The sequence below is a fragment of the Mycolicibacterium mageritense genome (assembly GCF_010727475.1).
In the GTDB taxonomy this organism is placed as follows: Bacteria; Actinomycetota; Actinomycetes; order Mycobacteriales; family Mycobacteriaceae; genus Mycobacterium; species Mycobacterium mageritense.
The window spans coordinates 7243305-7254972 of the sequence record NZ_AP022567.1; the positions used below are offsets into that span (position 1 = coordinate 7243305).

Below are 11668 nucleotides of genomic sequence, written 5' to 3' on the forward strand. Positions count from 1 at the left end.
ATCTGATGACCGCACCCGTCCTGCTCCTCGACGGCGCCAGCATGTGGTTCCGGTCCTTCTTCGGCGTCCCGTCGTCGATCAAGGCTCCCGACGGCCGCCAGGTCAACGCGGTCCGCGGCTTCCTCGACGCCATCGCGACCCTGGTCGCCCGCGAGCGGCCCAGCCGCCTCGTCGTGTGCCGGGACGACGACTGGCGGCCGCAGTGGCGCGTGGACCTGGTGCCGTCCTACAAGGCCCACCGTGTCGCCGAACCCGAACCCGACGGCATCCCCGACATCGAAGAGGTTCCCGACGAACTCACGCCCCAGGTCGGCATGATCATGGACCTGCTGGACGCCTTCGGCATCACCACCGCGGGTGCGCCCGGATTCGAGGCCGACGACGTGCTGGGCACGCTGGCGACACGCGAGCAGCGCGATCCGGTGGTCGTGGTCAGTGGCGATCGCGATCTGCTGCAACTCGTGCGGGATGAGCCGGTGCCCGTGCGTGTGCTCTATCTCGGCCGGGGCCTGGCCAGGGCCACCAAGTTCGGCCCCGTCGAAGTCGCCGAGCAGTACGGGGTTCCCCTCGATCGGGCCGGCGCGGCATATGCCGAGCTGGCCCTGCTGCGCGGTGACCCGTCCGACGGGCTGCCCGGCGTCGCCGGAGTCGGCGAGAAGACCGCAGCGGGCTTGCTCGCGAGCTACGGCTCGCTGGCCGCCATCCAGGAGGCCGCCGCCGATCCGTCGTCACGCATGTCGAAAGCCCACCGCGCCAAGCTGATTGCCGCGGCCGACTACATCGCCAAGGCCGAGCCCGTCGTCCGGGTCGCAACCGACGCACCCGTCACGATGTCGACCCCCACCGACACCTTGCCGCTGACGGCAAACGACCCGGCCAAGGTCGCGGACCTGGCCGGGTCGTATGGGGTGACGTCGTCGATCAGCCGGCTGCAGAAGGCGCTGGACCAACTGCCCGGCTGACTCCTACTTGGGGCGGCCGACCTCGTAGGTGCCCTTGTCGTCCTGGAACGTCACGGTCACCTTGCGCTTCGTACCGTCGATGCTGACGTCGCAGTCGAAGGTGCTGCCCTTCTTCACCTCGGGGTTCTCGCCGTTGTTGCACTTGACCCCGGAGACGTTCTTGTTGCCGTAGCCGTTGGTGTCGTCCTTGAGGATGTTCTCGACACCGGACTGGGCCTTATTGATGTCCAGCACGGTGGTGACCGCCCAACCGGGCAGCCAGAACGCCGTGATGGCCACCGCGATCACCACGAGAGCGGCCGCACCGATGGCCACGATCCCGATCATCGCGAGCGACTTCTTCGAGCCGTCTTCGCCTCCCGGCGGCGTGTACTGCCCGTACTGGCCGGGTTGGCCGAACTGGCCGGGCTGCTGCCCGAACTGGCCCGGCTGCCCGTATTGCGGCTGCCCGAACTGGGGCTGACCGAACTGCGGCGGCTGGCCGTACTGCCCCGGCTGCTGGCCGAATTGGCCGGGCTGCTGATAGCTCTGCTGCCCGAACTGTTCGGTCGCGGGATACTGCGGCTGCTGGTAACCCTGCTGCCCGGGCTGCTGGTACTGCGAGTAGTCCGGCTGCTGCGGCTGCTGTTGCGGCTGCTGCTGCGTGTAAGCCGGCGGCTGCCACGCGGGAGCGTGCGTGGTCGGGTCGTCAGGATTCGAGGGCGGCTGCCATGCGTCGGAGCCTGACGGCTGGTTCCCACCCGACTCAGGCTGCTGACCGGGCCACGACTGCCCCGGATCAGATCCCTGCGGTCCGCTCATGATTCTCCTTGATCCTGTTCGCTGTCACCGTTTGTAAATGCACCCTACCCCGCATCAACAGCGACGACGCCGCGCCGAACGTCGTTGATGGCGCGTTTCGCGCTGGTGCGCAATGCCGCCGTGGGCGCCGCGTTGCGCACCTGGTCGAGCAGGTCGAGCACCTGACGACACCACCGCACGAAATCGCCCGCGGACAGCGGGGAGCCCGAACCGAACGTATCGGACGCCTCCAGCGCCGACGCGAGGTCACCGGTGGTGGCCCACCGGTAGACCGCCGCGACAAAGCCTTCGTCGGGTTCCCGGCTGGGCGCGATCCGGTGGCGTTGCTCGTCGGAACGCAGCTCGGCTGACAGCCGCCGCGTGCGGGCCAGCGCGCGCCGCAGCCCCGCGGTCGGCGCGTCGGCACCCGCCGGGACGCCCGGGCCGTCGCCGCGTGATTCGTAGAGCACCGCGGACAGCACGGCCGCGAGTTCGGCGGGTTGCAGCCCCTCCCAGACGCCGCCACGCAGGCACTCGGCCACCAGCAGGTCGCTTTCGCTGTAGATCCGCGCCAGCAACCGCCCGTCCTCGGTGGCACGCGGTTCGCCGTCCTCGACCGCGATGAAACCGCGTTCGCTCAGCAGTGCCACGATGCGGTCGAACGTGCGGGCCAGCGAGTTGGTCGCCGCGGCCACCTTCTGCTGGATCTGGGCGTTGTCCCGCTCGATCCGCAGATAGCGTTCGGCGACACGCACTTTCGCCTCCCGATCGGGAAGTTGGTGCGCGGGGTGGGTGCGCAGCTCCTCACGAAGGCCTGCCAGTTCGGTGTCGACATCGCGTTCCGGGGCGGGCCCGCCGCGCCGGGACCGGCCCGTCGGGCCGGGCAGACCGGCCGCCGCCGACCGCAGCGCCGACGCGAGGTCACGGCGCACGCGCGGCTGCCGGTGCTCGACGTGTTTCGGCAGCGTCATGGTGCCGATCGGCGCCGACGCCCCGGAGTAATCCGCCGACGAGATCCGGCCGGCCCACCGGTGTTCGGTCAACACGAGCGGTCGGGGATCGTCTTTGTCGCGGGCCGCTTCGAGCACGACCGCGAGACCGCCGCGGCGCCCCTGTGTGATGGTGATGATGTCGCCGCGGCGCAACTCCGCGAGCGCGTCGGTGGCGGCCTTGCGGCGCTGCAGGCGCGAGGCCCTGGACTGGGCACGCTCGCGCTCGTTGATCTTCGCGCGCAGCCGCGTGTAGTCCAGGATCGGCGAATCCGGCCCGCCCAGCTCGGCAGCAAGTTCTTCGAGCATCCGTTCCCCGCGGCTGATGCCCCGCACCAGGCCGACCACCGAACGGTCGGCCTGATACTGCGCGAACGAACGCTCCAGCAGCTTGTGGGCCTGCTCGGGGCCCATGTGTTGCACGAGGTTGATGGTCATGTTGTACGACGGTGCGAAAGAACTGCGCAGCGGGAAGGTCCGCGTCGACGCGAGGCCTGCCACCTCGGCCGGTTCGGCGGTCGTGTCGTCCGGACGCCACAGCACCACGGCGTGCCCCTCGACGTCGATGCCACGCCGCCCGGCCCGTCCGGTGAGCTGCGTGTACTCCCCCGGCGTCAAGGGCAGGTGCTGCTCGCCGTTGAACTTCACCAGCCGCTCCAGCACCACGGTGCGCGCAGGCATGTTGATGCCCAAAGCCAATGTCTCGGTGGCGAACACGGCCTTGACGAGTCCCGCGGTGAACAGTTCCTCGACGGTGTGCCGGAAGATCGGGAGCATACCCGCGTGGTGGGCCGCGAGGCCGCGCAGCAGGCCTTCCCGCCACTCGTGGTAATCCAGCACGATCAGGTCGGAGTCGGCCAGGTCCGCGCAGCGGCGGTCGATGACCTCGGCGATGCGCGTGCGTTCCTCGTCGGTGGTCAGGCGCAGCGGCGAGCGCAGGCACTGCTTGACGGCGGCGTCGCAGCCGGCGCGCGAGAAGATGAAGGTGATGGCGGGCAGCAGACCCGCGCTGTCGAGCGCGCCGATCACGTCGGGCCGGCTCGGCGGGCGGTACAGCTGCGGCGGCCTGCCGCGTCCCCGGCCTCGGGGTTGCCAGTCGGCGAGCCGGTCAGCCTCCCGCCGGTGCGCGATGTGGCGCACCAGCTCGCGGTCGACCAGCGTGGTGTTGGTGCCCTCGAACAGGTCGAAGATCCGCCGGCCGACCATCATGTGCTGCCACAGCGGCACCGGGCGGTGCTCGTCGACGACGACGGTGGTGTCGCCGCGCACGGTCTGGATCCACCCGCCGAACTCCTCGGCGTTGCTCACCGTCGCCGACAGGCTGACCAGCAGCACCTCCTCGGGCAGGTGCAGGATCACCTCTTCCCACACCGCGCCGCGCATCCGGTCGGCCAGGAAGTGCACCTCGTCCATCACCACATACGAAAGCCCGTGCAGCGCAGACGAATTCGCATACAGCATGTTGCGCAGCACTTCGGTGGTCATCACCACGACATCGGCGTCACCGTTGATCGACTGATCGCCGGTCAGCAGCCCGATCTTGTCTGCACCGTAGCGCGCGACCAGATCGTTGTGCTTCTGATTGCTCAGCGCCTTGATGGGGGTGGTGTAGAAACACTTGCCGCCCGAGGCGAGCGCGAGGTGCACCGCGAACTCCCCGACCACGGTCTTGCCTGCCCCGGTCGGCGCGCACACCAGCACACCGTGGCCGTTCTCCAGGGCCTGGCATGCCCGCATCTGAAAGTCGTCGAGGTTGAACGGCAACTGCGCGGTGAAATCCGCCAGGCGGCTGCCGCCCGCGTCAGGTGGCGTCGTCATCGATGGTGAGTCGGTTTACCCCAGCGGCAGGCCCGGACACCGGTGCGGGCGCTTCGATGGGTTCGGTGGCTCCGATCGGGGCGGCCGCGTCGTCGGGAACCTCCTCGAGCGCCTCGCGACGCGCCTTGCGCCGGTCGTTGAGCCGGGCAATCTGGATCGCGAACTCGAGCAGCACCGACAGTGCGCACGCCAGCGCCAGCATCGAGAACGGGTCGGAGCCGGGCGTGGCGAACGCCGCGAACACGAACAATCCGAATATCAAGCCGCGCCGCCAGGCCTTGAGCCGCTCGTAACTCAGCACCCCGACCAGGTTGAGCATGATGATCAGCAGCGGGAACTCGAAGCTGATCCCGAACACCAGCAGCAGGTTGATCAGGAAGCCGAAGTACTGCTCACCGGACAGCGCGGTGACCTGCACGTCGCTGCCGACCGTCAGCAGGAAGCCCAACGCCTTGGCCAGCACGATGTAGGCCAGCACCGCGCCGGAGATGAACAGCAGTGCGCCGAAGCCGACGAACGCCATAGCGAACCGGCGTTCCTTCTTGTACAGCCCTGGCGTGATGAACGCCCACAGTTGGTACAGCCACACCGGGCACGCCATCACCACACCGGCGGCCAGCCCCACCTTGAGCCGCAGCATGAACTGGTCGAACGGCGCCGTCGCGAGCAGCCGGCACTGGCCGTCCGACGAGATGCTCGCACGCGCCGATTCGGGCAGCGCACAGTACGGCCCGCGTAACCACTCGCCCAGGCTGTGCAGGCCGAAGACGCCATGGCTGTACCACAGGAAGCCCACGATGGTGGTCAGCACGATCGCGGCGACCGCGATCAACAGGCGATTGCGAAGTTCCTGCAGATGGTCGACCAGCGACATCGTGCCGTCAGGGTTGACACGCGAACGACGTTGGCGCGGATCGAGCTTCTTGAAGATTCCGGGGGTCTGCACGGGCTTGCTCTCAACGGCCTTCCTCCAGACACCATCTGACGACGCGGCAGGTGACCGCGGTCAGCTTGGGGCCGGGTCAGGCCGTGTGGCGGTCCGGCGACTGCTCGGGGGCCGGCGCAGCGGTGTCGACGCGCTCCGAGGTGATCGGCTTGGCCGGGGTCTCCGGCTGCGACGCCGATTGAGACTCGGACTGCATCTCCTTGATCTCGGACTTGAAGATCCGCATCGACTTGCCGAGTGAACGGGCCGCATCCGGAAGCTTCTTGGCGCCGAAGAGCAGCACGAACACAGCGATGACGATGATCCAGTGCCAGGGTTGTAGACCACCCAATTTGGTTACCTCCAGACGTCTGCGCCGAGTCTACTCGTCGGCGGGAACCTCGTCGTAGGCGCGCAGCGCCGCCGCCGCGGCATCCCGCACCCGTTGGGCCAACGAATCGGGGGCGAGCACCCGCACCGCCGACCCGAATCCGAGCACGAACCTGGCCATCCAGTCTTCGGATGCGTAGGTCATCGCGGCTTCACAGGCGCCGTCGGGCAATTCGTTGACCACCCGCAGCGGGTAGTAGTCGAACATCCACGACGCGCTTGCATCGATCAACAAGGTCGCCGACGGCAAGGCCGGGTCGGCGTCGAACAGCGACGTGTCCGGACCCGCCTGCACGGCAGGCGGTGGCGGCGCCGACGCTTCGGCGAGCACGTGCGCGTCGACGATGCGGTCGAAGCGGAACAGCCGCACCGCCTCGGCGGTGCGGCACCACGCCTCGAGGTAGCTGTTGTCGCCGACCAGCACCACCCGGATCGGGTCTACCGTGCGGGCACTCAACGAGTCCCGCGACGCCGAGTAGTACTCCAGGGTCACCGCGTGGCCGTCGCGCACCGCGGCCCGCACGGCCGCCGCGGCGTCGCTTTCGGCATGTCCGGGCTCGTCGACCGCGGCGAGCTTGCTGCCCGCGGCGGATTCGATCTTGGCGATGGCGCTGCGGGCCGCCTCGGGATCGACCATGCCGGGCACGTCGACCAGTGCCCGTAGCGCCACCAGGATTCCGGTGGCCTCGATCGACGTGAGCCGCAGGGGGCGGTCGACACCGGCGCTGAAGGTGACTTCGACTGTGTCCCCTTCGAAATCGAAGTCGATCAGATCGCCGGGGCTGTAACCGGGCAGGCCGCACATCCACAGCTGCCGCAGGTCGGCGTCGAGCTGCTTGTCGGTAACACCGAGCGCGGCCGCGGCGGCGGCGCGGGTGACCTTGGGGTTGGCCTGGAAGTACGGCACCATGTTGAGCATCCGGACCAGCCGCGTCGAAACCTGGCTCATGATGCGTGCCCCACCCCCGCCTGCGCGCGCAGCCGTGCCACGACGTCGTCCCGCAACGACCGCGGCGCCAAGACCACCGCGTCAGGCCCGTAACTCGCGATCTCCCTGGCCAATCGGTCGTACCCGCCGACGTCGACGGTGATCTCCTCACCGGCCCGCCCCGCCAGCGTCCGAGGGGTCGCGGCCGTGGCCTGGCGGCGCAGCGCGGTGCCCTTGCCCTCGGCCACCCACACCCGAGCCTGTTCACCCGTCGGCGATTCGGCGACGACCCGCTGCACGACCTCGCGCAGGTTGACACCGTCGGGTTTGCGCACCGCGCCGGGCTCCCCGATCGCGGTCACGTGTTCTCCGATCCGAGACAGCCGGAAGGTGCGGGTGTCGTCACGCAACCGGTCGTGTCCGACCAGATACCAGCGTCCCCGATGTGTCACCACGCCCCACGGCTCGACGGTCCGCGTGGTGTACGGGTCGCTGCGCGAATAGCGGTGCTCGAACTGCACCACCCGCCCGGAGTCGATGGCCGACAACAGGATTCCCAGCACCTCCTCCGAACCTCGTACCCCGGGCAGCACGCTGGTCGAGGTGATCGCGACCGACGGGTCTCCCCCCTCGACGTCGACACCTGCGGCGCGCAGCTTGAGCAGCGCCCCCTGTGTTGCGGTGATGAGTTCGGGTGACTGCCACAGCTGCGTCGCGACCGCGACGGCGGCTGCCTCGTCGGTGGTCAACTCGACCGCGGGCAGCGCATACGCCTCGCGGTTGATGCGGTAGCCCTCGGTCGGGTCGAACTTGGACACCCGGCCGGTCTCCAACGGGATACCCAGATCGCGCAATTCGTTCTTGTCCCGCTCGAACATTCGCGAGAACGCCTCGTCGCTCGGGCTGTCGTTGTAGCCCTGGACGATGTTGCGGATCTTTTCTGCCGGCAGGAACCGATCGGTGGACAGCAGGGCGATGACGAGGTTCATCAACCGCTCGACTTTGGAAACTGCCACGCCCATGAGCTTAGGGCCTGGGGAGCGTGGACCCGGACAGCGACAGCCGCCGTCGATCACATGCTGGCGATGAGCCGCTTCACCCGCTCGTCGACCGACCGGAACGGATCCTTGCACAGCACGGTGCGCTGCGCTTGGTCGTTGAGCTTGAGGTGCACCCAGTCGACCGTGAAGTCACGGCCGGCTTCCTGTGCGGCACTGATGAATTCACCGCGCAGCTTGGCCCTGGTGGTCTGCGGCGGGGTGTTGACCGCGGCGTCGATCTCCTCATCGGTGGTGATCCTGGCGGCCAGCCCCTTGCGCTGCAGCAGGTCGAAAACCCCGCGACCGCGCTTGATGTCGTGGTAGGCGAGATCGAGCTGGCTGATCTTGGGGTCGGACAGCTCCATGTTGTAGCGGTCCTGGTAGCGCTGGAACAGCTTGCGCTTGATCACCCAGTCGATCTCGGTGTCGACCTTGGCGAAATCCTGGCTCTCGACCGCGTCGAGCTGGCGGCCCCACAGGTCGACCACCTGCTCGATCTGGGTGTTGGGTTCACGCGTCTGCAGGTACTCGACCGCGCGGCTGAAGTACTCCCGCTGGATGTCGAGCGCGCTGGCCTGGCGGCCGCCGGCCAACCGCACCGGACGCCTGCCGGTCAGGTCGTGGCTGACCTCGCGGATCGCGCGGATCGGATTGTCCAGCGAGAAATCGCGGAACGGCACACCCGCCTCGATCATCTCCAGCACCAGCGACGCGGTGCCGACCTTGAGCATGGTGGTGGACTCGCACATGTTGGAGTCACCCACGATCACGTGCAGCCGCCGGTACTTCTCGGCGTCGGCGTGCGGCTCGTCGCGCGTGTTGATGATGGGGCGGCTGCGGGTGGTCGCGCTCGACACGCCCTCCCAGATGTGCTCGGCGCGCTGACTCAGGCAGAACGTCGCAGCCTTCGGGGTCTGCAGCACCTTGCCCGCGCCGCAGATCAACTGCCGGGTGACCAGGAACGGCAGCAGCACATCGGAGATCCGGGAGAACTCGCCGGCCCGCACGATGAGGTAGTTCTCGTGGCAGCCGTAGGAGTTGCCCGCCGAGTCGGTGTTGTTCTTGAACAGGTAGATGTCACCGCCGATGCCCTCGTCGGCGAGCCGCTGCTCGGCGTCGATCAGCAAATCCTCCAGCACGCGCTCACCGGCGCGGTCGTGGGTGACCAGCTGAGTCAGGTTGTCGCACTCGGCGGTCGCGTACTCGGGGTGGCTGCCCACGTCGAGATACAACCGGGCGCCGTTGCGAAGGAACACGTTGGAACTGCGCCCCCACGACACGACCCGCCGGAACAGATAGCGGGCAACCTCGTCGGGACTGAGCCGGCGATGGCCATGGAAGGTGCAGGTCACACCGAATTCCGTCTCGATGCCCATAATTCGTCGCTGCACCTTATCGAGCTTACGGGGTGGCTCACAGTATCGGTGGGCAAGCCGGTCGGGGTGGCGCCGTAAAATCGGCGCGTGCGCAGGCGTGGCGCCGGAATTCGGCTGGCGATGACCGCTCTACTCGTTGCCGCGGCAACCATCGGCCCCGCTGCGCCCGCTGCCTTCGCCGACGAGCCGTGCCCGCCGCCGTATGCGCAGGGCATGCCGCCGTGCACGGCGTCGCCCGTCGCGACGTGCCCGCCCAACATGACGTCGTACTGGGACGGCCGGCCGTGTACGCCGTTGCCCTGCACGCCGCCGTACTCCCCGGGTTTGCCGCCCTGCATCATGGCGCCGCAGGCCCCGGTGCCGTGAGCGAACCGTCGGGCAACCCCAGGATCCGTTCGAACGCCTGCTGGTAGGCCGCCACCGCCGTACGCGCGTGCGGTCCCGAGATGTCGATGCCGGTGGCGCCGTCGGCCTCGATGGCTTCGATGAACGCATCGGCCAGGTGCAGGCCCATCGCGGTGATGATGCCGGCCGCCTCATGAGGGAAGTCCGTGTCGAAGACACCTTCGGCAACGCCCTGCCGGATGATCGACTCCAGGAACGGCGCCGTGGTGCGCATCGAACCCTGGGCCAGCTTCTGCCGGAGCAGCGCATTGTTCTCGTCGTGCCACAGCCGGATCAGCGTGGCGACGGCGGTCGCGTTCTCGGACTTCCACGCATACGACGCGGCGAAGTAGGCGTGCAATTTGTCGAGGGCCGTCTGGTCGGGTGCGTCCGCGATGTGTTGCAACCGCGCGGTGGCGGCCTCGCCCATCTGGTCGACGACGCCTTCCAGCAGTGCCTGCTTGGACCTGAAGTAGTGATACAGGGCGCCTTTCGAGATCTGCAGCGCGCCGAGCACGTCCTCGATGGTCATCGCTGCGTACCCCTTGTCGTGCATCAGCTGCAGCGCGACGTCGAGGATCTCGCGCCGCCTGGCGGCGTGCTCCTCGGGTTTCACTTGGCGTGCCATGGGCCTCCCTTGACGTCGGTCATCCCTCGATCCTACCTTTATTAATAGACCGGTAGTCGGTTTATTAATAAAGGAGACCTGATGCCCACGTCCACCCCGGAAGGCCGGCACCGCACGCGCATGTTCGCCCGGGTTCTCGGCCCCTTCGTCGCCGTGGCCACCCTGATCATCGCGATCCGGCTGCCACAGCTCGGCGACCTGCTGTCCGACCTGTTCACCAACGGCACCCTGCCCTGGATCCTTGGCGCGGCCATGCTGATGATGGGCCTGATCGTGATCGCCTTCCACCAGTACTGGTACAGCGTGACGGCCGTACTCATCTCGCTGTTCGGCTGGTTCGTCGCGCTGCGAGGCGTGGCGATGATGGCTTTCCCGTCGGCGATCGAGAGCGGCGCCGACACCACGGTCGGCAGCCCCGGCCTGCTGATCGCGGCCCGGATCTTCTTCCTGCTGCTCACCGCGATGGGCCTGTGGTTCGCCTACGTGGGCTGGCGCCCGGAATCTGCCGAGCGCTGAAAGCGCCAACCGCCCCACAACGCTGCGACAGCGGATGAGAATTGACCGATGTCCTCGCGCAGCGCTCCGGTGGACGGATTCCGATTGGCCTTCGATCGGCACGGCGTGGCAGGCGGGCCGCCCGTCGTGCTGCTGCACGGCTGGCCGGGCAACCGGCGGGACTACCGAAAGGTGGTGCCACTGCTGACCGACATCGCCGACGTCATCGTGCCCGACCTGCGCGGGTTCGGCGGCTCCGACAAACACGCCGTCGCGGTGCAGCACTTCTACAGCGCGACGGCCCAGGCGGCGAGCGTGGTCGGGCTGATCAACGAGCTCAACCTCACCGACGTCATCCTGGCCGGGTACGACGTCGGCAGCCGCGTGGCCCAGAGCGTGGCCCGCATGCACCCGCACCTCGCGAAGGCACTGGTGCTGTCGCCGCCACTGCCGGGTGCGGGCGATCGGGTGCTGAGCCCGCACGCTCAGCACGAATTCTGGTACCAGGCGTTTCACCAGTTGCCGATCGCCGACCGCCTGATCGACGGGAACCCGGAGATCGTCCGGGAGTACCTGCGCCACTTCTGGAACCACTGGTCCGGACCCGGATTCACGCTCTCCGAGGACGATCTGGACCGGCTCGTCGCGGACTACGCCCTGCCGGGTGCGTTCACCGCGTCGCTCGGCTGGTACCGCGCGGGAGCAGGCACCGTCGCGCAGTCACTCACCGAGCTGCCGCCCGACCGCGCCGTCAAGATCCAGGCGCCGACCGCGGTGCTGTGGCCACGACACGACCCGCTGTTCCCGCCGGACTGGGCCGACCGCCTCGACGACTACTTCCTCGACGTCCGGCTGCACACGGCCGACGACTCGGGCCATTTCACGCCACTGGAAGTGCCCGACGCGTTCGCCGAACTGATTCGCGCCGCGGTCTAGCGAGCCCGCAGGCCGTC

General features: G+C 68.3%; 12 protein-coding genes. 4 read left to right on the forward strand and 8 right to left on the reverse strand.

The features are described from left to right. Positions 1–5: 5 nt before the first annotated feature. The gene (locus G6N67_RS35020) at positions 6–962 is read left to right on the forward strand and encodes a 5'-3' exonuclease (protein ID WP_036439248.1); all 957 of its coding nucleotides are present in this window, start codon (positions 6–8) and stop codon (positions 960–962) included. 3 nt (positions 963–965) lie between these two features. On the opposite strand, the gene G6N67_RS35025 is transcribed toward G6N67_RS35020, so the two are convergent. The 7 genes from G6N67_RS35025 to pafA all read right to left on the reverse strand — a co-directional run bounded on the left by G6N67_RS35025 (position 966) and on the right by pafA (position 9223). Next, complete coding sequence (locus G6N67_RS35025; RefSeq protein ID WP_036439246.1) at positions 966–1763, reverse strand: DUF4333 domain-containing protein; 798 nt, start codon at positions 1761–1763, stop codon at positions 966–968. Between the two features lie 44 nt (positions 1764–1807). Next, a complete protein-coding gene (locus tag G6N67_RS35030; RefSeq protein ID WP_036439244.1) occupies positions 1808–4549 on the reverse strand; it encodes a DEAD/DEAH box helicase in 2742 nt (913 codons plus the stop codon). Then, complete coding sequence (gene tatC, locus G6N67_RS35035; RefSeq protein WP_036439242.1) at positions 4533–5495, reverse strand: twin-arginine translocase subunit TatC; 963 nt, start codon at positions 5493–5495, stop codon at positions 4533–4535. Before tatC ends, G6N67_RS35030 begins: the two co-directional genes overlap by 17 nt. 76 nt (positions 5496–5571) lie before the next feature. After that, positions 5572–5826 (reverse strand): Sec-independent protein translocase subunit TatA, encoded by a 255-nt coding sequence (tatA, locus tag G6N67_RS35040; RefSeq protein ID WP_036439240.1) that lies wholly within the window; start codon positions 5824–5826, stop codon positions 5572–5574. Between the two features lie 30 nt (positions 5827–5856). After that, entirely contained in the window at positions 5857–6813 is a 957-nt protein-coding gene (locus G6N67_RS35045; protein WP_036439238.1) for a helix-turn-helix transcriptional regulator, read from the reverse strand. After that, positions 6810–7808 carry a helix-turn-helix transcriptional regulator gene (locus G6N67_RS35050; RefSeq protein WP_036440529.1) on the reverse strand — a complete coding sequence of 333 codons (999 nt, stop codon included), beginning with the start codon at positions 7806–7808 and terminating at the stop codon, positions 6810–6812. Before G6N67_RS35050 ends, G6N67_RS35045 begins: the two co-directional genes overlap by 4 nt. Positions 7809–7864: 56 nt before the next feature. Beyond that, positions 7865–9223, reverse strand: coding sequence for a Pup--protein ligase (pafA, locus tag G6N67_RS35055; RefSeq protein ID WP_110798650.1), 1359 nt, complete (start codon positions 9221–9223; stop codon positions 7865–7867). 72 nt (positions 9224–9295) lie between these two features. On the opposite strand from pafA, the gene G6N67_RS35060 reads away from it, so the two are divergent. Further along, on the forward strand, positions 9296–9574 hold the full coding sequence (locus tag G6N67_RS35060; RefSeq protein WP_131524813.1) for a hypothetical protein: 279 nt from the start codon (positions 9296–9298) through the stop codon (positions 9572–9574). On the opposite strand, the gene G6N67_RS35065 is transcribed toward G6N67_RS35060, so the two are convergent. After that, a complete protein-coding gene (locus tag G6N67_RS35065; RefSeq protein WP_051579150.1) occupies positions 9546–10220 on the reverse strand; it encodes a TetR/AcrR family transcriptional regulator in 675 nt (224 codons plus the stop codon). The two genes, G6N67_RS35060 and G6N67_RS35065, sit on opposite strands and share 29 nt — an antisense overlap. Before the next feature lie 81 nt (positions 10221–10301). Between G6N67_RS35065 and G6N67_RS35070 the strand changes: the two genes are divergently transcribed. Together G6N67_RS35070 and G6N67_RS35075 are read left to right on the forward strand one after the other, a co-directional pair. After that, a complete protein-coding gene (locus tag G6N67_RS35070; protein ID WP_036439234.1) occupies positions 10302–10736 on the forward strand; it encodes a hypothetical protein in 435 nt (144 codons plus the stop codon). A 48-nt stretch (positions 10737–10784) separates the two neighbouring features. After that, complete coding sequence (locus tag G6N67_RS35075) at positions 10785–11651, forward strand: alpha/beta fold hydrolase (RefSeq protein ID WP_036439232.1); 867 nt, start codon at positions 10785–10787, stop codon at positions 11649–11651. Positions 11652–11668: the final 17 nt, after the last annotated feature.

Coding starts and splice junctions, on each gene's coding strand:
- G6N67_RS35020 (WP_036439248.1), top strand. CDS start 6: ATGACCGCACCCGTCCTGCTCCTCGACGGCGCCAGCATGTGGTTCCGG.
- G6N67_RS35025 (WP_036439246.1), bottom strand. CDS start 1,763: ATGAGCGGACCGCAGGGATCTGATCCGGGGCAGTCGTGGCCCGGTCAG.
- G6N67_RS35030 (WP_036439244.1), bottom strand. CDS start 4,549: ATGACGACGCCACCTGACGCGGGCGGCAGCCGCCTGGCGGATTTCACC.
- G6N67_RS35045 (WP_036439238.1), bottom strand. CDS start 6,813: ATGAGCCAGGTTTCGACGCGGCTGGTCCGGATGCTCAACATGGTGCCG.
- G6N67_RS35065 (WP_051579150.1), bottom strand. CDS start 10,220: ATGGCACGCCAAGTGAAACCCGAGGAGCACGCCGCCAGGCGGCGCGAG.
- G6N67_RS35070 (WP_036439234.1), top strand. CDS start 10,302: ATGCCCACGTCCACCCCGGAAGGCCGGCACCGCACGCGCATGTTCGCC.
- G6N67_RS35075 (WP_036439232.1), top strand. CDS start 10,785: ATGTCCTCGCGCAGCGCTCCGGTGGACGGATTCCGATTGGCCTTCGAT.